This window comes from Vibrio sp. Vf1514, assembly GCF_052076135.1.
Taxonomy (GTDB): domain Bacteria; phylum Pseudomonadota; class Gammaproteobacteria; order Enterobacterales; family Vibrionaceae; genus Vibrio; species Vibrio furnissii.
Genome location: NZ_CP197268.1, coordinates 993,475 through 1,012,816, shown reverse-complemented (window position 1 = coordinate 1,012,816; position 19,342 = coordinate 993,475). Strand labels below are relative to the sequence as shown.

Annotated in this window: 16 protein-coding genes; 9 read left to right on the top strand and 7 right to left on the bottom strand. The window is 51.0% G+C overall.

Translation table 11 applies throughout. The features are described from left to right. Window positions 1-27: 27 nt before the first annotated feature. The gene (locus ACS18Q_RS19420; protein ID WP_014257483.1) at window positions 28-1,614 is read right to left on the bottom strand and encodes a BCCT family transporter; all 1,587 of its coding nucleotides are present in this window, start codon (window positions 1,612-1,614) and stop codon (window positions 28-30) included. A 1,509-nt stretch (window positions 1,615-3,123) separates the two neighbouring features. Between ACS18Q_RS19420 and ACS18Q_RS19415 the strand changes: the two genes are divergently transcribed. Continuing rightward, entirely contained in the window at window positions 3,124-5,142 is a 2,019-nt protein-coding gene (locus ACS18Q_RS19415; RefSeq protein ID WP_441257700.1) for an Ig-like domain-containing protein, read from the top strand. Between the two features lie 120 nt (window positions 5,143-5,262). Here the strand turns inward: ACS18Q_RS19415 and ACS18Q_RS19410 are convergent, their stop codons facing one another. Together ACS18Q_RS19410 and ACS18Q_RS19405 are read right to left on the bottom strand one after the other, a co-directional pair. Then, window positions 5,263-7,077 (bottom strand): hypothetical protein, encoded by a 1,815-nt coding sequence (locus ACS18Q_RS19410; protein ID WP_441257699.1) that lies wholly within the window; start codon window positions 7,075-7,077, stop codon window positions 5,263-5,265. Between the two features lie 139 nt (window positions 7,078-7,216). After that, window positions 7,217-7,402 carry a hypothetical protein gene (locus ACS18Q_RS19405; RefSeq protein WP_041943187.1) on the bottom strand — a complete coding sequence of 62 codons (186 nt, stop codon included), beginning with the start codon at window positions 7,400-7,402 and terminating at the stop codon, window positions 7,217-7,219. Window positions 7,403-8,142: 740 nt separating this feature from the next. Between ACS18Q_RS19405 and nirB the strand changes: the two genes are divergently transcribed. From nirB to cobA, 4 genes are all read left to right on the top strand, one after another. Further along, window positions 8,143-10,704, top strand: coding sequence for a nitrite reductase large subunit NirB (nirB, locus tag ACS18Q_RS19400; RefSeq protein WP_158141803.1), 2,562 nt, complete (start codon window positions 8,143-8,145; stop codon window positions 10,702-10,704). A gap of 13 nt (window positions 10,705-10,717) precedes the next feature. Then, a complete protein-coding gene (nirD, locus tag ACS18Q_RS19395; protein WP_004726879.1) occupies window positions 10,718-11,041 on the top strand; it encodes a nitrite reductase small subunit NirD in 324 nt (107 codons plus the stop codon). A 161-nt stretch (window positions 11,042-11,202) separates the two neighbouring features. Then, entirely contained in the window at window positions 11,203-12,015 is an 813-nt protein-coding gene (locus tag ACS18Q_RS19390; RefSeq protein WP_004726878.1) for a formate/nitrite transporter family protein, read from the top strand. 258 nt (window positions 12,016-12,273) lie between these two features. Then, the gene (cobA, locus tag ACS18Q_RS19385) at window positions 12,274-12,996 is read left to right on the top strand and encodes a uroporphyrinogen-III C-methyltransferase (protein ID WP_441257698.1); all 723 of its coding nucleotides are present in this window, start codon (window positions 12,274-12,276) and stop codon (window positions 12,994-12,996) included. On the opposite strand, the gene ACS18Q_RS19380 is transcribed toward cobA, so the two are convergent. Next, window positions 12,997-13,428 (bottom strand): DUF4174 domain-containing protein, encoded by a 432-nt coding sequence (locus tag ACS18Q_RS19380; RefSeq protein ID WP_154179787.1) that lies wholly within the window; start codon window positions 13,426-13,428, stop codon window positions 12,997-12,999. Window positions 13,429-13,628: 200 nt separating this feature from the next. Between ACS18Q_RS19380 and ACS18Q_RS19375 the strand changes: the two genes are divergently transcribed. Then, entirely contained in the window at window positions 13,629-14,102 is a 474-nt protein-coding gene (locus ACS18Q_RS19375; RefSeq protein WP_004726875.1) for a LabA-like NYN domain-containing protein, read from the top strand. On the opposite strand, the gene ACS18Q_RS19370 is transcribed toward ACS18Q_RS19375, so the two are convergent. Then, window positions 14,091-14,270, bottom strand: a complete 180-nt coding sequence (locus ACS18Q_RS19370) for a DUF2986 domain-containing protein (protein WP_158141805.1) — start codon at window positions 14,268-14,270, stop codon at window positions 14,091-14,093. The genes ACS18Q_RS19375 and ACS18Q_RS19370 overlap by 12 nt on opposite strands. Window positions 14,271-14,376: 106 nt before the next feature. Between ACS18Q_RS19370 and ACS18Q_RS19365 the strand changes: the two genes are divergently transcribed. Beyond that, window positions 14,377-14,772 carry a nitrous oxide-stimulated promoter family protein gene (locus ACS18Q_RS19365; protein ID WP_238770069.1) on the top strand — a complete coding sequence of 132 codons (396 nt, stop codon included), beginning with the start codon at window positions 14,377-14,379 and terminating at the stop codon, window positions 14,770-14,772. Between the two features lie 122 nt (window positions 14,773-14,894). Here ACS18Q_RS19365 and ACS18Q_RS19360 read toward each other — a convergent pair whose 3' ends face one another. Beyond that, a complete protein-coding gene (locus ACS18Q_RS19360; protein ID WP_441257697.1) occupies window positions 14,895-16,049 on the bottom strand; it encodes an MFS transporter in 1,155 nt (384 codons plus the stop codon). Between the two features lie 197 nt (window positions 16,050-16,246). Then, window positions 16,247-16,681, bottom strand: a complete 435-nt coding sequence (gene trxC, locus ACS18Q_RS19355) for a thioredoxin TrxC (protein ID WP_004726871.1) — start codon at window positions 16,679-16,681, stop codon at window positions 16,247-16,249. A gap of 266 nt (window positions 16,682-16,947) precedes the next feature. On the opposite strand from trxC, the gene ACS18Q_RS19350 reads away from it, so the two are divergent. Both ACS18Q_RS19350 and ACS18Q_RS19345 read left to right on the top strand, forming a co-directional pair. Next, the gene (locus ACS18Q_RS19350) at window positions 16,948-18,039 is read left to right on the top strand and encodes a ketoacyl-ACP synthase III (RefSeq protein ID WP_143680004.1); all 1,092 of its coding nucleotides are present in this window, start codon (window positions 16,948-16,950) and stop codon (window positions 18,037-18,039) included. 175 nt (window positions 18,040-18,214) lie between these two features. Beyond that, window positions 18,215-19,336 (top strand): efflux RND transporter periplasmic adaptor subunit, encoded by a 1,122-nt coding sequence (locus ACS18Q_RS19345; protein ID WP_038151608.1) that lies wholly within the window; start codon window positions 18,215-18,217, stop codon window positions 19,334-19,336. Window positions 19,337-19,342 lie beyond the last annotated feature (6 nt).

Genomic DNA, 19,342 nt, shown 5'->3' with positions numbered 1-19,342 from the left:
GCTGACCTTTTTGCGTTTTAGAGTGCGTTAGGGTTTGGCGTAGAGTGCTTGTTCGGTGCGTAACCCTTTCACCAAGCTGATGCACATCAGCAACAACACAAAGCTGAATGGCAGGGCGGTGGCGACCACGCCTGATTGCAATGCTTGCAGCGCCTCTTTACCACCAATCCAAAGCATTACGGCTGCAATCGCCCCTTCAACACTCGCCCAGAAAATACGTTGCGGAATCGGTGCATCCACTTTACCGCCAGCGGTGATGCTGTCGATCACCAGTGAGCCTGAATCAGACGATGTAATAAAGAAGATCAGAATCAACACAATCGAGATCATCGAAATCACACGACCAAATGGCAACTGTTCATACACGTGGAACAGGGTCAGCGAAATGTCGGTCAGGCCATGTGCGCCCAGTTCACCCACTTTGTTCGCCACCTGATCAAGGGCGATGCCACCAAAAACAGCCATCCAAATCAGTGTGAGTAGGGTTGGGATGAACACTACGGCACACAGGAATTCACGGACGGTACGACCACGAGAGACGCGTGCGATAAACATGCCGACAAATGGTGACCATGAAATCCACCAAGCCCAGTAAAAGACAGACCAGCCATTCATCCACACTTGGTCTTCACGACCGTGCGGGTTACTCAAACCAATGATGTTTTGCGCGTACGCCATGAACGTCTCAGGAATGGACGTGATGGCTGTGTCGAAAGTGACGGCGATAATGAAGATGAGCAAGGCAAACGCAAACGCCATGTTGACGTTACTGAGCACTTTGACGCCGCCATCGATGCCTCGAATCACGGAAATGATGGCAATGAGGGTGACAAACACAATCACAGCAAGCTGCATGCCGATGCCGCCATCGGTACCAAAAATGTAGTTAATGCCACTGGTGGCTTGTTGCGCGCCGAGGCCCAACGAGGTCGCCAAACCAAATAACGTGGCCAACACGGCCATGATGTCTATCGTGTGGCCAAGCCAGCCCCACGCGCGGTCGCCAAAAATAGGGTAGAACACACTGCGAATGGAAAGTGGTAAACCTTTATTGAACGCGAAGAACGCCAACGCCAATGCAACAATCGCATAAATGGCCCAACCATGAATGCCCCAGTGGAACATCGTAGCGCCCATTGCCAGCGATTTGGCTTCCGGTGTGTAGGGTTCAACGTTCAATGGCGTGCCCCACCAATCGGTGAAGTAAGCGGTCGGTTCGGCAACACTCCAGAACAACAAGCCAATCCCCATCCCGGCAGCAAAAAGCATCGATAACCAAGAGACGCGGGAATGATCCGGCACGGCATCTTTACCGCCGATGCGGATTTTACCAAAAGGAGAAACCATCAACGCAAAGGTGAAAAGGAGGAAAAAGTTGGTCACCCACATAAAGAAGGCGCTGAAGTCGTCAATGATGCCGTTCTTCAACGCGTTCAGTGCGTCTTTGGCGGTGATCGGGTCAACAATCAGCAGTGAAGCCAGGAACAGAATGATCAATCCTGCACTGATACCAAACACGGCGTTGTGGACGTCAAAGCCCCATTTCTGAATGTTGTCTTGACCCACCTGATAGTCGGTCGTTTCTATACTGTATTTCTTTAAAGCATCTTCCATAAAATCGCTCAAATGTTTTGTGCTCTATCCAAATTGCTTGTCTCAACAAGGCCAGATAGCAGGTTAAAAATTAAATTAATTTGTACTCGAATTATTTTTGTTGGCGAAATAATAACTAAAAATGAGCATTAAAGTCAAATTTGTCAATGTTTGTGGCTTTTGAGACGGTTTGAATGTCTTTCTTTTTAACGTAAATCATTATGTGTACGAAAGGTTTGCTTGTTCGGTCTGATGCCGAGAGCAATGCAGTCATTCGCACGTGTTACGGTGACGTTGTGGCCGAGGCTCACGACGAAGGGCGATTGATAAGCTCGATAGAGGAATGGTCTGCCGATTGGCTTGATTGGCAGTGTGATCCACGCCATGCGATCTGCCCAGGCTGTCAGGTTTCACTTGTTTGGGTGGATAACGTTGGCGGCCGAGCAGCGCGGATTCATGGTGGATGTGGTGACGGCGGATGACAAATATTGTTCATAAAATAACCAAGATGAACAATGATCGCGAATTGTTACGTCAATCGACGCGCTCTATTTCGGTGTGGGAGCCGACTTGAGGAAGTTCTTTAAATAAACCATCTGAGGGCAATGAATGAGCAAGCGCATTTATTTTTTTTGCTGCGTTGATGATGCCGTACGAATGAGAAAAATTGAAGCTAGAAACAACGACGTAGCGGATTTAAATATCAAAGTTGGAATGTTGATGAATCATTTAAATGCAGTTTGTTTTTTAAATAACTGGTATTTTATTGAGTGTGTTAATCTTCGGGGTTTTAATTTTTTTAGATTTTATAAAAGGCAATATGATATCGACAATTAATAAAATTCATGCTCTCTGTTTATGATCGATGTGTTGCCATGTGTATATCGTCGTATAATGGTATTCTTTCTCTGAATTAAATATCATCTACAGATAGGATGACGTTTTTTTGTCATTGTCAAAAGTTTGTCATTTCGTGAAGCAACTTTTTGATATTTATTGTATTCATGACAAAGGAATGTTGTCTTTTTTCGAGCTGTTAGTCTAATTTTTCTTCATTTGATAGAAAATGAAATCTCACCATTTATTTTGATTTATAGGTTTTTGATTCTCCGTTGATTTCTATTTATTTATCATTTTATAAATAAAATTGGTTGAATTTTAACCAGTGGTTTTGTTAGTATTCTCACCGCTCAAGAGGTCTTTTATTCGGCAAGCTAAATAGAAATATGCGACTGGTTACTGATAAAGCATCTCGTGAGTGACATGAGTTTTATGATTTAGTGATGCTCTCAATATTCATTGGTTTATATTGAGGGGGATTTAGATTTAATTTAATTCACAAGATCGTCATTGCAATTGAATGTATGTACGCGATTGCAATGAAACTGTTATACACCCTATAAATGTAGAGATATTTCTCTGATCATTAAATAAAATTGCAGTGGTATGCAATTTTATTTATATCAGCGATTTGCTGTCGCAAACTCGAATGACTCTTCTCTGTGTTTTTGCTTTACCGCGAGGTTTGATATGAACCAATTTTCGCTGGGCCTGTTTGCGTCCATCGGCGTCCTTATGTCTGTAAATACCGCTTACGCAGCACAAACCACTGCTCTGGAAGGGACGTTAAGTATCGAGTATGAAGATTTTCAAGGTCATAGTCAGCTGAAATATTGGCTCATCGACAATCAGAACAATCGCAGTGAAATCGCCTTAGCCCACAATCCCGGTTGGTTGAAATCGGGTCAGCATGTGCGTTTGCACGGTCAAGCGAACAACGACAAGTTCGCTGTCGACGATGAAGGCATCACGCTTTTATCTACGGGGTCGTCTTCGTCAACCACAACCACAGTGACGTCAACCAACGCAACGGCAATCAGTGGCGAGCGCACGATTTTAGTCGTCGAAGTACATGCGCCATCTTATGACGTTGATCGTTACACCACGTCGGAGATCAGTGAGCTGGTGCTCAACCAAGCCAATCAATTTTTCCAAGAAACCTCTTACGGCGCGATGAGCCTGACAGGGCAGGTTGCGCCTTCCATTGTGGTTGATTACGACACCACCAGCTGCAAAACACCGGATCTGGCGATGAAAGCACAAACCGTTTTGGCGAGCAGTGGCTACGACGTAAACGCCTATGATCATGTGATGTACCTGATGCCTTACTACGGCGCGTGTTCTTGGTCGGGCAAGGCAGAAGTGTCGGGCAAAAATACCTTTATTCGCCGCTTTGCCGCCGACACCGTATTCCATGAACTGGGCCATAACTTGGGGCTGTATCATGCCAACAAAAAAGAGTGTGGCACGGCCGTCACCGATGGCAGCAATTGCACCGTGACCGAGTATGGCGATACCTTAAGCGCCATGGGGAACGCAACCTACACCACGCATTTCAACAGCTTCCACAAAGAGCAGTTGGGCTGGTTAGACAACCGCGTGGTGACGTTGCAAAGCAGCGGCTTGGTGACGTTGTCGGTGTTTGAAGAAAGCGATAACAGCGCGCCCAAAACGCTGAAAGTGTTGAAGGGCATCAATGCCAGCGGCAATGCGGAATGGTACTACATTGAATACCGTCAAGCGGTTGGGTTTGATGGTGCGTTTGGGACTTACTATGCGCACTATCTGGATGGCGTGCGTTTGCGTGAAGGCACAGACAACACGCCAAGCAGCAGTTTGTTGCTGGATACCACGCCAGAAAGCGCGACTGATGAAGGGGCGGATTGGTATGACATCAGCTTGCATCCGGGGCAGACCTACCAAGATGCACATAACGGTATCAGCATCAGCGTGGTGTCGTCAGACGCTGCCAGTGTCACGTTGGAGGTGCTGTATGGCAATGAAAGCGCAGCAACGTGCACAGTTGAATCGGCGACACTGACGGCCAGCAGCACCGCGATCGTCAATGCTCAGGCGGGGGATACCGTCCAATTCACGTACTCGGTGACCAACAATGATACCAGCGAGTGTGGCTCGGCAACGTTCACGTTCAGTGACACGCTGCCCACCGGATGGAGCGCAGACTTGAGTCAAACCCAACTGACCTTACAGCCGGGTGAAACGCAGCAAGTGAGCATGAGTGTGATGGTGCCAAGCGACGCAGACGCAACGGACTATTGGGTGCAAGCAAACGCGCAACGCTCAGGCAGTAGCGCCACAAGCAGTGCGACCAATCAAGTGCGAGTGACGAGCAGCGACACTGGCACGGCCAACCAAGCGCCACAAGCGATGGGTGAAACGGTCATCATCAACAGCATCACCGCGGTCACCATTGATGTGCTGAGTAATGACTACGACGCCGATGGCGACAACTTGCAACTGGTGTCGGTTGGTCAAGGCAGCAAAGGAACGGTCTATGCCAATGGTGACGGTACGCTGACGTACGTGCCTGCGAAATCGTTCAAGTCGACGGACAGTTTTACTTACACCATCACTGATGGAACCGACACCGCGACCGCGACCGTGAACATCGAGCTGCAAAAGAGCAGTACCGGTTCCGGTTCAGAGACCACTTCGGGGTCAAAAGGCGGGAAAGGTAAAACGCGTTAAACGGATCGCAACAGACCATCATCCAGCGCGGTATCTATTGCATCAGTTATCTCCATTGCATAAAAAGGGGCGATTTATCGCCCCTTTTACGTGTCAGCTCATTCACTGTTTGTCAGCCCATTAATTCGAGGCTGGCGGTGTGGTTGGTGCTGGGCACAAATCACAGGTTGCTGGGTCGGATTGTTGTCCGACGGTGCTCAGCAAGCCTGTATCAGCGACGGGCGATGTGGCTTTGACTGTCGCTTGATTCGACAATGTGCCGTTCATGCCCACCAGTTCAGCCAGTGAACTTGGGTAGTACGAACCGGACGTGACCACACAAATGTCGCCACCGCTGCCTGCTGGCATCCACTCCGTGGTTGCGGTATTTCGACAGGCGTACAGGTTGCTTTCTGAATTAAACAGCGCACATTCATTACCCGCCCCACAACTGGTATCGGATGGGTCATTACAGCTCAGTGCATAATCCAGATCGAAGCTGGCATTGAGTGAGGCGTCTTTGTCATCGGTCAAACTGGTGACGTCTAATGGGACGTTACCGGTGTTACACACTTCGATTTCATACTGTTTCGCGACGGCCAATAGTCCGCCCGTGGCTTCGAGGTACGCATCACAGGCTTTACTGATGGTCAGCAATGGCGTCAATTGCAACGCATCACACGGCACTGCTGCATCCAGCGAATCAGAAATGGATGACGTTGGGCCGGTGGTGACGCTGGCGGTGACATAGTTGGTGCCCCCGTTCACATCAGACACGTACGAACCCATGATGTTGAGCACTTCGTTGACTTCCCAGACTGAGCCAGCGCCGTAACCTGCCGCGCTATTGGTCAGCATAAATGGGGTGCCGTCACTTGGGGTGTCATCAATGGTCACGATTTGGGAGCCATCAATGGTCCCTGGGCCAGTGTTTTTCACTTGAATGGTGTAGTCCACATTGAACGTACCATCGTTATTAAAACTGGCGGTGCTACAGGTTTTCGACACATCGATACTACACAACTCAAAACTACCGACGACGAAGTCAGCCAAACTGGCATCAATGGATCGTGAAGCACGCGATTCCACCAAGAAGCTGGAGAAACAAGGAATGTCACGGCCTAAAAAGAGTTTGCTCAGATTGAGGCGGCCTTCGACAAACGATTCATATGGAAACTCGTTGGTTTCCCCGGTTTTGGCTTGATAAGTCCAGCCTGCCACATTGGGTAAGGGCACCGGTTCTTCATTGGCAATCCCACACACCAAGTCGTTTCCAAGGAAACTTTCACCACATTTGGCGCCAACAAAGCTTGGATCTTTCGGATCGCCAAAGGTGACAAACCGTTCAACTAAGTTGGTGGCTACATCACCACTGCCGCCTTGCCATTCCAATACTTGAATGTAAGGTTTACCCGCGGCCGATTGCGGAAACGAGATCAACACCAAGATGTCGCCGTCAGCGTGAGCGCCGTAGAACTCGCCCCGTGCCTGACCTTCTGGAATGCCGACGTTACTTTGTAGGAACCAGAAACCGACGTACATATCACCGTTGTTGGCGTAGCGATCGGCACCGTAGTACAGCAACAATTCGCCTTGATCGTTGTAAAACGCCGCAGCATAAGCGTTGGTAAAGTCATCTTTTGGCTGGGGTGAACCGGAACGGAACCACCATTCGATGATGTCGATTTCATCTTTGGAACTACCTTTCCAGAAGATTTCGTCGGTGCCGTTTTTATCTTTTTGGAAGAACTCTGCGATACCGACCAAAGTGGCTTGGTCGTTAATGGTTTCCCAGTCTGGAAGACCATCAAAGTTTGTATCTTCAACGTTACCATCCATCTCCATTTCTTCATGATCCAATCCTGGAAGAGAAGCCATCACGGAAAAGCTGAGTAACGCTGCAAATAACGCACTGATACCGGCCAGAAGGAACTTCCGAGCCTGTATGATGTTCATCTTATTGCTCCTTATGTGCTTTCGCACAAGGCAAGGCGGTAAGTGATGACGCTTACCGCATATCAGGGCTTGGCACCGAACATGACCAGCGCACAAGCACCTTGGTTAGTGATTGAAACGGTGCCTGTCGGATGCACTGTTAACCCAAATCACGACAGGTATCGGGTTCGTCACAAGGCCGGTACGATGTGGTTGGCATGGTGATGATGGTGTTGGCTCCGGGTGCTTGGTTTGCGTGGTTCGATGTTGCGGCAAAACTGACACCAACACTTGAAGCAGCCAAAGCTGCGGCAAGGACAAGCGCTTTTAAATGAATGTGTTTCATGACTTTTTCTCCAAAGAGTCAGCGACGTTGAGCAAGTCGCATGGTGTGATACGGCTGAATGACCGGGTCAAACTACGTGATCTGCTTCAAAGGCCAAATTGCTGGTAGCGTTTGAAACGGGTCTGCCGATAAGGCGGATGCGGGTTAAAAGGCAAGAAGCGATCCTGATCTTAATGGATTGAAAATCATGAGGATTGTGATTTGGTGAACTGTCCGCGGACACTTGCGGTGTCACATCATGGTTGATGGGATGTGGCATGAAACTCATCGTTTCGTATAAAACGCGAGATAAACGAATGAGTTAGCAAAAGGCCACGGCGCGGGTGCGGTGGTGTGAACTGTTACATTAGCATGTAACACATGAAACACTTTTATGGCGCGAAGGCCGTATTTCACGGGCTCGTGAGGCATCAATGCTCACTTTTATGCCAACTTACACGATGAACAGATGCAATCCATCCAGCCATGATTGATTGCGCTGGGTTCAGAAAGTATCGGTGACCTTCGGGTGACCTATTTTTTTGTCTGCTACTTTCAATTTGGTAATGATTGCCTTGGTTGAATGACCCCGAACAATGGCGAAGGTGTGATGGCAAATGCCTTGCTGTTAATGAGTTGTGAATCACCATGCTACCCCTTTAGGGTAGTTTAATTTTGTAATTGATTTACATCATGAATTCATTTTCTTTCATAATTAACAATCTTGCTTAACGAAATATGACAATTATCTAGGAATCCGTATGAGCAAGTTGAAGCTAGTGATCATCGGTAACGGCATGGTCGGCCATCGCTATATCGAAGATCTCGTGGAGAAGATGGATGCGTCTGAACTCGACGTCACTGTTTTCTGTGAGGAGCCGCGCGTCGCCTATGACCGCGTGCACCTTTCCTCCTATTTTTCCCACCACACCGCAGAAGAGCTGTCGCTGGTTAAAACGGGTTTCTATGAAAAGCACGGCATCAAAGTCCACATGGGTGAACGTGCAATCAACATCAATCGCGAGCAGCGCACGGTTTACTCCAGTGCGGGCCGTGAAGTCCAATATGACAAACTGATTCTGGCCACCGGCTCGTATCCGTTCGTCCCGCCAATCCAAGGTAACGAAGGCAAAGACTGTTTCGTTTACCGCACCATTGAAGATCTGAAAGAAATCGAAGCGTGCGCAAAGAAAAGCAAGAGTGGCGTGGTGGTCGGCGGTGGTCTGCTGGGTCTTGAAGCGGCTGGCGCACTCAAAGCGCTCGGCGTGCAAACCCACGTGATTGAATTTGCCCCGGTGTTGATGGCTGAGCAGTTGGATCTGCAAGGTGGCCTGCAACTGCGTAACAAAATTGAGCGCATGGGCGTGCAGGTTCACACCAGCAAAAACACGCAAGAAATCGTGGCGCAAGGCACCACGGCGCGCAACACCATGAAGTTTGCCGACGGCTCTGAGCTGGAAGTGGACTTCATCGTGTTCTCAACTGGTATTCGTCCGCAAGACAAGCTGGCGCGTCAAATGGGGCTAGACATCGCACCGCGCGGTGGTATCGCCATCAACGATCACTGCCAAACCTCCGATCCGGATATCTACGCCATTGGCGAATGTGCATCGTGGAACGAGAAATTTTTCGGTCTTGTCGCGCCGGGTTACAAAATGGCGACCGTCGCGGTGGATCACATCGTCGGTAACGATAGCCGTTTTGAAGGCGCAGACATGAGCGCCAAACTGAAATTATTGGGCGTGAAAGTGGGCTCCATCGGTGATGCCAATGGCCGCACGCCCAATTGCAAAAGCTACGTTTACCAGAACGAAGAAGAGGAAGTGTACAAGCGCATTATCGTTTCTGAAGATGGTAAAAAACTGCTGGGCGCTGTGCTGGTGGGCGACACCGCTGACTACGGTGACTTGCTACAACTGATGCTCAACGAAATTGAGCTGCCAAAACATCCGGATACGCTGATTCTGCCCGCCCATGCTGGCGCAGAGAAACCCGCTCTGGGCGCCGACGCGCTGCCAGAAAGTGCGGTGATCTGCTCTTGTTTCGATGTTACCAAAGGCAAAATCGCGCAAGCGGTGGCCAATGGGTGTCATACGTTGGCAGAAGTCAAAGCGGCGACGGGGGCTGGCACCGGTTGTGGTGGCTGTATTCCACTGGTGACGTCGGTACTGAATGCGGAACTGGCGAAATCAGGCATCGAAGTGAAAAACGATGTGTGTGGCCACTTTGCGTATTCACGCCAAGAGCTGTTCCACCTGATTCGCATCGAAGAGATCAAAACCTTTGATGAGCTGTTGGAAAAACATGGCCAAGGCTACGGCTGTGAAGTGTGTAAACCGTTGGTGGGTTCAATTCTGGCCTCTTGCTGGGGCGAGCACATTCTGAAACCCCAACTGGTGAAGCTGCACGATACCAACGACAACTTCCTTGGCAACATTCAAAAAGACGGCACTTACTCGGTTATTCCTCGTATGGCGGGCGGTGAAGTGACGCCGCAAGCCTTGGCCGCGCTCGCGGCCGTGGCGGCAGAGTACAACCTGTACACCAAAGTGACTGGCGCGCAGCGTATCGGCCTGTTCGGTGCGCAGAAAGATGACCTGCCAGCCATCTGGCGCAAACTGATTGAAGCTGGATTTGAAACCGGTCAAGCCTATGCCAAAGCATTGCGCATGGCGAAAACCTGCGTCGGTTCAACTTGGTGTCGTTACGGCGTGCAAGACTCCGTCGGTTTAGGGTCATTTATTGAGAATCGCTACAAAGGCATTCGTACGCCGCACAAGATGAAGTTTGGTGTGTCGGGTTGTACGCGTGAGTGTGCGGAAGCGCAAGGCAAAGATCTGGGCATCATCGCGACTGATGCGGGCTGGAACATGTACGTGTGTGGGAACGGCGGCATGAAACCGCGTCACGCGGATTTGCTGGCAAGCGATCTTGACCGTGAAACACTGATTAAATACATCGACCGTTTCATGATGTTCTACATTCGCACCGCGGCGCCGCTGCAACGTACCTCAGTCTGGATGGACAATCTGGATGGTGGCGTGGACTACCTGCGCGAAGTGATTGTGGACGACAAACTGGGCATCAACGACCAGCTTGAAGCCGACGTTGCCAAACTGGTGGCCGAGTACGAATGTGAGTGGACGGCGACCATTAACGATGAATCGCAACTGACGCGTTTCGCGCACTTCATTAACTCAGACCAGCGTGATGACAACGTGGTGTTTGTGCCAGAGCGTGCGCAGCATCGTCCGGCGACATTTACTGAAAAACATCCGCAAGCCAAAGGCGACATTCTGCACGTCGCGGCGACTGAAGCATAAGGGAAGGTGGATCATGTCTTTTGAAAAAATCTGTCACATCAACGACATCATTCCAGGCACCGGCGTATGTGCACTGGTCAATGGCGAGCAGGTTGCCGTCTTTCGTCCAACTGAGGCCGAAGCGGTATTGGCGATCAGCAATACGGACCCGTACTTTCAGTCCAATGTGCTGTCGCGCGGCTTGATTTGTGAACATCAAGGCGAGCTGTGGGTCGCCAGCCCGCTGAAAAAGCAGCGTTTTAATCTGAGCACGGGCTTGTGTATGGAAGATGCACAGTTCAGCGTGAAAGCGTACCGCGCCCAAGTGGTGAACGGTGACGTGGAAATCGCCGCGTAATCAGACCATCCCTCCTCTGCGGAGGAGGGATGTCGCTCCATCGACGATTCAATAGACAAAGGTTTCTTGACGCATCAGCCCCCGTTTATAGCGATGTTCTCGATGCCTTTCTCTATTCAATTTTCACTTTTAAATTTCACTTTTTAGATAGGGACACACTTATGTCTGCATTAAAACCCGCTGAATTTGTTCAAACCATGGTGGACGTTGGCGAAGCCAAAATCAAAACTGCGGCGCGTGATTTGATTTTGCGCGGCACCATGGCCGGGATCATTCTCTCCTTGGCGGTTGTCGTCGCGATTACTGCCATTACTCAAACCGGCATTGGCTTGGTGGGCGCGCTGGTCTTCCCGGTGGGCTTTTGTATTCTGAGCCTCATGGGTTATGACCTGGTGACTGGCGTATTCGGCCTGGCGCCGCTGGCAAAACTCGACAACCGCCCAGGGGCTACGTGGGGACGCGTGCTGCGCTGCTGGGGTTTGGTTGGTCTGGGTAACCTGATCGGTTCGCTGATTGTCGCAGCGTTGATTGCGCTTTCACTGACCATGAACTTCAGTGTTGAGCCGAACGCCGTCGGTCAAACTTTTATTAAAGTGGCCACTGCACGGACGGTGGGGTTTGAAAATCTGGGCGTAGACGGTTGGATCACCTGTTTTGTGCGTGGCATTCTGTGTAACCTGATGGTGTGTCTGGGCGTGATTGGTAACATGACCGCACGCAGCGTCGCGGGTAAAATTGCCGCCATGTGGCTGCCCATCTTCATCTTCTTCGCGTTGGTATTTGAACACGCGGTGGTGAATATGTTCCTGTTCCCACTGGGCATGATGCTTGGCGCTGACTTTGGTATCGCGACTTGGTTGAACTTCAACCTGATCCCAACCATTCTGGGTAACATTGTTGGTGGTCTGCTGTTTACCGCCATTCCGCTCTACCTGACTCACGCCAAAACAGCACCAGCGTTGAGCACTAAATAATTGAGCAGAGGCTCCGCGCGCAAGCGGAGCCTTTCCCTCGCGAGCTGTAAACCCGCAGCGAGGAGACTACAACTGGGGTTTGACGATAACAAGTCATCATTCCACCGCCAGCGGCGCAGAGGGTGACTTTTTATACTCAAATTTGAATGGATTGATGCTGCTATGACGACTCATCCCACATCTCACTCGACCTCGCTTCCTACTGAGCTATTCACAAAGGAATGCTCAGAGGAATGCCCAGAGGCATGCGCTGGCTTTGTGTCTTTGGTTGGCGCCGGACCGGGCGACCCGGATCTGCTGACCGTGAAAGCGTTGCGCGTGATTCAGCAGGCGCAAGTGCTGGTGTACGACCGTTTGGTGTCTCAAGCGATTCTGGATTTAGCCCCGCAAAACGCAGAACGCATTTATGTGGGCAAGCAACTCGATTTTCACTGCGTGCCGCAAGATCAAATCAACCAGATTCTGGTCAATAAAGCGCGCGAAGGTAAGCGTGTGGTGCGTTTGAAAGGCGGCGACTCGTTTATCTTTGGTCGTGGCGGTGAAGAGCTTGAAGTGCTGACGGACAACCAGATTGCGTATGACGTTGTACCGGGCATCACCGCAGCGGCTGGAGCAACGGCCTACGCGGGCATTCCGCTGACCCATCGCGATCACGCGCAGGGCGTGCAGTTTATCACCGGTCATTTGCAAAAAGATGGTCAACCCATTAACTGGCAATGTCTGGCGCAAAGCAACCAAACCTTGGTGTTTTACATGGGCCTCAAACAGAGCCCGCACATTACCGAGCAACTGCTTAACGCGGGACTAAGCGGTGACACCGCATGCGCCATTATCGAACGGGGCACGACGGCGCAGCAGCGCGTTTACCGCGGCAATCTGGCTACTTTGCCTCAGTTGGCGCAACAGGCTGAAAGCCCAGCGCTGATTGTGGTGGGCAGCGTGACCAGCCTGCACGAGAAGCTCAAATGGTTTAAAGGCTGATCAGATTTGGCAGCGGCTAACGCGTCGCTGCATTTCTTGTTGGCGCATCGGCATGGCATCAATGGTCTTTTTCACCTGCATCCAGTCGGTGGTTTTGCCCCAACGTAGTTTTTCTTCACCATCTTTGCCAACAAGTAGCGTGGTGTGACTGCCGGTCGGGACACGATAAATCATCGACACATCTTGCAGATTGAATTCGTGTTTAAGCCAAGCGGGATAGCTGAAGCCGTCTTCGGTGATGACTATAGTGACAACGTCACGCTCATCCAATTCACATTCGTGCATCAGGGTCTCCAGTAAGAACTGACGCACATAATCATCTTCCGTCGGCGCGAAGAACAGCACGCTGCGATGTGACCATGCATTCGAGTTAAGTGGGTAGGCGAAGGCCAGCAGCGGCAGGGCGCTTAGGCAAAGAGCCCATAACTTCATTCTCATACGTCCTCCTGTGGCGATGTACAAGGGTCACAATGGCTGGATGACAGGCATCCGCGTGACGTCAACTTTCGCGTTCAAGGCAAGTTGTGTGGTAAGGTCGCACACTTACCGCCTTTTAAGACATTCGGGTCTTGTTACTCTTACGTTCCTTCGGGAGCCCGAGTTCACCAGCCCGCGCAGCACAGACGAAAATTATGGAAACGATTGCCATTTTGGTGGATGTTCAGAACGTGTACTACACCTGCAAAGAACGCTACCAGCGACACTTTAACTATAACCATTTTTGGCAACAGGTGACGAACGGTCGCCATGTCGTCAAAGCCAACGCATACGCGATTGCCTCCAACGACAGCCGCCAACGTCAGTTCCACCATATTTTGCGGGGCATCGGCTTTGAAGTGATGTTGAAACCTTACATTCAACGTTCCGATGGCAGTGCGAAGGGGGATTGGGATGTTGGGATTACTTTAGATGCGATTGAGCTGGCACCCGACGTGGATACGGTGGTACTGGTCTCGGGTGACGGGGATTTCGATATTCTGGCCAAGCGCATTCAGGATAAATACGGCAAGCAAGTGGAAGTGTATGGTGTACCTGGATTGACGGCGAGAAGCTTGGTTGACGCCGCCAATCGCTACGTCACGATTGAAGGTGCGTTACTCCTCTGATGGGGTGACGCTTTCGTCCACGGTCGTGTCTGCGGCCGCTTGTTCCGCTTCCATCTTGGCGCGTTCAGCTTTAGAAATATAACGAGGCTTGTTGCTGTTGTGCAGTTTCGCGTTTTGCTTTTTCAGCTTCGTTTTTAAAATTTGGTTGATTCTCTTTTTACGGTTCATCTCTGGCTCTGGGAGTCAAGGTTGCGAGGTGCGGAGCTTACTTGTTTTCAGCCGTAAGCTCAACAGCCGCGTACACGGTTTTCGATTGGTTTGAAAGGGTGGCTACATGGCATTGTCATCGCTGCTGGGCGGCGCGTTGTTGACGGAGTTTAAAACGGTGCACGGCATGCTGCAGATATACTGCAAAGCGCATCATCCAAGTGAGATCAAAGGTAAGGATGGACTCTGCGAAGCGTGTCGCGCGCTGCAACATTACGCAGAAGTGCGCCTTGATCGCTGCCCCTATGGTCAGCACAAGCCAACTTGCAATCGTTGCCCGATTCATTGTTATAAGCCCGAACCCAAAGCGCAGATGCGAGCGGTGATGCGCTACGCGGGGCCGCGAATGTTACTGCATCATCCCATTTTGGCGGTGCGTCACTTGCTGCATGAGCGCCGCCGAGTGCCGGCCAAGCCTCCGGCGAACCAGTCCAATCGTCATCAGCGTCAACAGGTGAAATGAATCTCTGCCACGAAACACCAATTCACAGGCGCAAATCACGCCAATGACGAATCATGCCAATAAAAAAGGCAAGCCGAAGCTTGCCTTTTCTGAATACGATATGTGTATTTGATGCGCTGGCGTTATTCGCCTGCCACCCATTCGCGTTTGGTTTTCACGCTCGACATCAACATGTAGATACACGTTGCCAACAGGGTCACAAACAGGTAGCCCAATAGGCCTTGTGTGCCTTGCATAAACCAGTCGGCCAATACTGGGCCTGCCACAGAACCCACGCTGTAGCTAAACAGCATCACTTGGGTTGCGGAAACAATGTAGCTTGCATCCAGTTTGTCACAGCCAAGGTTGATCGCAATTGGGTAAATCGCGAATGTCGCCATGCCCAGCAAAAACAGACCGGCCGCCAACATATTGAGGCCTGAGTAAATCAAAGGCAGTGCGGTTGCACCTGCGCCCACAAGGCAGAACATCGCCATCAGCAATTTACGCCCCAAAAATTTAGACAGCCAAGGCACCATCGGTTGCACCGCCATCGCGCCCAAAATGACCAAGGCCATCAAGGTGCCAATTTGTGTGTTGCCGATGCCACGGGATGCCAATTCCACCGGCATTAAGCCGTAGATGGCACCCAAGGTGAGGCCCGACACCAAACAACCGATAATGGCTGCGTGGCTCAATTTGCTCATCTGTTTCCACGACAAGCTGGCAGAATGTTGTGCTGGCGGTTGATCGGATTCACCGTAAATCAAAACCACAGACGCCAACAGCAGCAGTGTGGTGATGGCAATGAACGGCACGCCACCAGAGATGCCCAGTACGCCGATGCCCAATTGACCAATTGCGGTGCCGCCGTACAGCGACGCCATGTAGATGCCCAAACGTTTTGCACGACCAGATTCGTTACCGTGCAACAACCAAGATTCCACCACTACAAATACGCCAGCAACCGCGACACCCGCGATAAAGCGTGTGATCAGCCATGCCGAGGCAAACGGCATTGAGGGCAATGCCACAATCGACAGCAGCAAAATGGCCAAACACCAAATAAATGCCATCCGGTGACCCAGACGATTGACAAACGGTTCCATGATCATCGCGCCCAGCAGTAAACCTGCATAGAACACACTCGCCAGCCAACTGGCCAACGATTCTTCTAGTCCATAGTGAGAAAGCATGAGCGGGATCAAGCTCATCAAGTAGCCAGACGCGATCGCGTACAGCGCCAAAGCAATGACTGGCACTGAAATGCGTTGCGCAGGAACAGCGGACGTATTCACGGCGTAGCCTCGAAATCAAGTGGAAGAACAGGGGATTTTCGCGGCGAATATGGAACTAAAGACAGGAAAGGTAAAACGAAAAATTATGGTCTTGACGATTAACAAATTTTATCAATCTGCCAAGCAGTGAAATGAGGGGTTAAGTTGGCATAATTCAGTAAAAAATGCCAACTTTATTGTCTGTTTTTGCTCTGGAGTTATTTATTTAACGCTTGGTTGAGCCATTGATCAAACTGGGATTTTGGCAACGCGCCATTGATCACATCGACTCTTTGACCGTTTTTGAAGACCATAATGGTTGGAATGCTGCGAATCTGAAATTTTGCCGCCAAATTCTGCTGGCTTTCGGTGTCGATTTTCACGAAGCGAACTTGGCCTTTGCGAGCTTCCGCCACGTCACTAAAAATGGGCGCGAAACCGACACACGGGTTGCACCACGGCGCCCAAAAATCGACCACTACCGGCTGTGCGCTTTGCAATAAGGCGTCAAAGTTGGCCTCGGTGCCTTCAATCGGTGCACCATCAAGCAACGAGGCCTGACATTTGCCGCAATTGGGGCTTTCTGAGATGCGTTCAGTCGGGACACGGTTCAGGCCGTGGCAAGATGGGCAACGTGTGTTGAATGTGGTCATAACTTCCTCTCAATCTGTTGCTGGGTTGCGTCCCCGAGGCTTCGAAACGGCGGGTTGTTGGGCTGAACCCTTAACGTTCGGGGGCAAATCAGCGTATAATTTACGCGTTTGCGCAAATTTCAATGGTCGTCGAATTGTGTATTTCTTTTGTGCGTGATGTTATGAAGAGACACAGTTCGCCTGCTCATTCTCACTTTCTCTAATACAACATGTGGGGGCAGGTTGCGCGATTACAATAGATAACGACAACAAAAAACAGGATTACAATGACTAAGTTTTATGCCGAAATCACGGGTTGGGGTAAGTGCCTGCCACCCGCGACGCTCTCCAATGACGATCTGGGTACCTTTCTTGAAACCAACGATGAGTGGATTCGCTCGCGTACCGGGATTGAAAATCGCCGCATTAGCCATGTGAACACCTCCGATCTTGCGACTGTGGCTGCAAAACATGCGCTGGCATGTGCCGGCCTTGATGCCAACGATATTGACCTTATCATTGTGGCGACCTGCTCACCGGATTCTCTAATCCCAAATATTGCCTCGAAAGTGCAACAGAACTTAGGGATTACCGCGGCGGCAGCGTTTGACCTCAATGCTGCCTGTACCGGCTTCGTATACGGCCTGGAAACCGCGACACGCTTGATTCAAGCCAGCAACTATCGCCATGCGCTGGTGATTGGTGCAGAGCGTCTGTCATTCTATTTGGATTGGACTAAACGTGACACTGCCGTGCTGTTTGGTGATGGCGCGGGCGCTGCGGTATTGAGCCGCACAGAAGCGCCGGTTGGCCTGCAAGATGCGCAAATCGGCTGTGATGCGGCGGGGCGTGATATTCTGGCCGTGCCAAAATTTGGTACCGCGATGGATCGTTTTGATGAAGAGAACGGGTACTGGACGTTTGATTTTGTCGGCAGAGAAATCTTCAAACGTGCGGTGAAAGGCATGGGCGCCGCAGCGCAGCAAGTGCTGGCGCGCAGTGGCCTAAGCAAAGACGATATTGATGTGGTGATCCCGCATCAAGCGAACATCCGCATTATTCAAACCTTGTGTGATTTGTCGGGCATCGATCAAGCCAAAGCGTTTGTGAACATTCAGAACTACGGCAACACGTCGGCGGCCACGGTGCCGATTGCGCTGTGTGAAGCATTGGAGCTTGGCAAAATCAAACCGGGTGATAACCTTCTGTTGGCAGCGTTTGGCGCTGGGCTGACATGGGGCGCTGGCCACATTAAATGGGGCGAACGTGTCACACCGCTGTCGCGTAGCGAGGCCACGTTGCCAGCATGCGAGCAAACCGCATTGCAATTGTTGGAAAATGCAATCGAGCACTGCAAGCGTCATCACGCCGCTGATTGATTGGTGCAGGTTATTGAAAAAGGGGCGTTCATCGCCCTTTTTTATTGGCCTTTACACGCCATTTTCAGAACTTACAGACTGATACAATTCCCCCGATTCTCTTGATAATCCTCGGACATTTCTTGCAAACCCTTTTCCTAGATTGCATGCATCAAGATCGATAAATTGGTTTGTCATGAAAAAAAGTACTCTATTCGCCGCTACGACAGCGGTTTTTTTATTAGCGGGTTGTCAGGATGCAACCCAGGTTGCTGCCCCGGCCAACGCCCCGTTGGTGGTGACGGCGCCCGTTGATGTTTTGGCGTATCAACCGAGCACGACCTACATTGGCCGCGCGGAAGCGATGGAAGATACGGCCATCACCGCGCAGGTGACGGGTTATTTGCAAGCGCGTCATTTCGCGGAAGGTCAAATTGTTGAAAAAGGCCAACTACTGTACAGCATTGAGCCATCCTCATTTACGGCGCAAGTTGCCAGCGCAAAAGCCGCGCTCGCTCAGGCTCAGGCCGGGCTAAAGAAAGCCGACATGGACTTTAAACGTGCGCAAACTCTGTTGCCGCGCGGCAGTATTTCTCAGTCTGAATTTGATAACTTGAACGCCAATTTACTCGGCGCAGAAGCGGCGGTAGAAGCGGCTCGCGCCCAGCTTAACTTGGCGGAAGTGAATCTCTCGTACACCGAAATTCGCGCGCCATTTACGGGCCGCATCAGTAGCAGCAAAGTGAGCCAAGGTGACCTGCTGTCGCCCTCTAGTGGCGTGCTGACCACATTGGTGAGCCTAGACCCGATTCGTACCCGCTTTAACATCAGTGAACGTGAGCGTTTGGCGTTTGCCATGGACAAAGTGCAGGGCGATGGATCGAGCGAAGCGAACGGCGTAGACGTACAAGTGGTGCTGGAAAATGGCGAACTGTATCCCCACCTCGGGAAACTGGATTTTCTCGGCAACCGCATCGACGTCAACACCGGAACAATTGCCATGCGCGCCTTGGTGCCTAACCCTGAGCATCGCCTTTTGCCAGGCCAGCATGTCAACGTGATGCTGCGTAGCAAGCATGCCAGCGACGTGGTGGTGATCCCGCGCAAAGCGGTTCAAATGGACTTGGAAGGTCATTATGTGATGGTGCTGAGCGAAGGCAATGTCGCGGAGCGCCGCAATGTTGAACTGGGCACGCAACTGCCGCAAGGCATCGTGATTAAGTCTGGCATTAGCAGCGACGACGTGGTGATCACCCAAGGGCTACAACGTGTGCGCAACGGCCTGACGGTGCGTCCTCAGCCTGCGACTCAAGAGTAAGGGGAC

Bases quoted from the DNA above. Each gene is read 5' to 3' on its own strand.
- ACS18Q_RS19420 (WP_014257483.1), bottom strand. From the start codon at position 1,614: ATGGAAGATGCTTTAAAGAAATACAGTATAGAAACGACCGACTATCAG.
- ACS18Q_RS19415 (WP_441257700.1), top strand. From the start codon at position 3,124: ATGAACCAATTTTCGCTGGGCCTGTTTGCGTCCATCGGCGTCCTTATG.
- ACS18Q_RS19410 (WP_441257699.1), bottom strand. From the start codon at position 7,077: ATGAACATCATACAGGCTCGGAAGTTCCTTCTGGCCGGTATCAGTGCG.
- ACS18Q_RS19405 (WP_041943187.1), bottom strand. From the start codon at position 7,402: ATGAAACACATTCATTTAAAAGCGCTTGTCCTTGCCGCAGCTTTGGCT.
- nirB (WP_158141803.1), top strand. From the start codon at position 8,143: ATGAGCAAGTTGAAGCTAGTGATCATCGGTAACGGCATGGTCGGCCAT.
- nirD (WP_004726879.1), top strand. From the start codon at position 10,718: ATGTCTTTTGAAAAAATCTGTCACATCAACGACATCATTCCAGGCACC.
- ACS18Q_RS19390 (WP_004726878.1), top strand. From the start codon at position 11,203: ATGTCTGCATTAAAACCCGCTGAATTTGTTCAAACCATGGTGGACGTT.
- ACS18Q_RS19380 (WP_154179787.1), bottom strand. From the start codon at position 13,428: ATGAAGTTATGGGCTCTTTGCCTAAGCGCCCTGCCGCTGCTGGCCTTC.
- ACS18Q_RS19375 (WP_004726875.1), top strand. From the start codon at position 13,629: ATGGAAACGATTGCCATTTTGGTGGATGTTCAGAACGTGTACTACACC.
- ACS18Q_RS19370 (WP_158141805.1), bottom strand. From the start codon at position 14,270: ATGAACCGTAAAAAGAGAATCAACCAAATTTTAAAAACGAAGCTGAAA.
- ACS18Q_RS19365 (WP_238770069.1), top strand. From the start codon at position 14,377: ATGGCATTGTCATCGCTGCTGGGCGGCGCGTTGTTGACGGAGTTTAAA.
- trxC (WP_004726871.1), bottom strand. From the start codon at position 16,681: ATGACCACATTCAACACACGTTGCCCATCTTGCCACGGCCTGAACCGT.
- ACS18Q_RS19350 (WP_143680004.1), top strand. From the start codon at position 16,948: ATGACTAAGTTTTATGCCGAAATCACGGGTTGGGGTAAGTGCCTGCCA.
- ACS18Q_RS19345 (WP_038151608.1), top strand. From the start codon at position 18,215: ATGAAAAAAAGTACTCTATTCGCCGCTACGACAGCGGTTTTTTTATTA.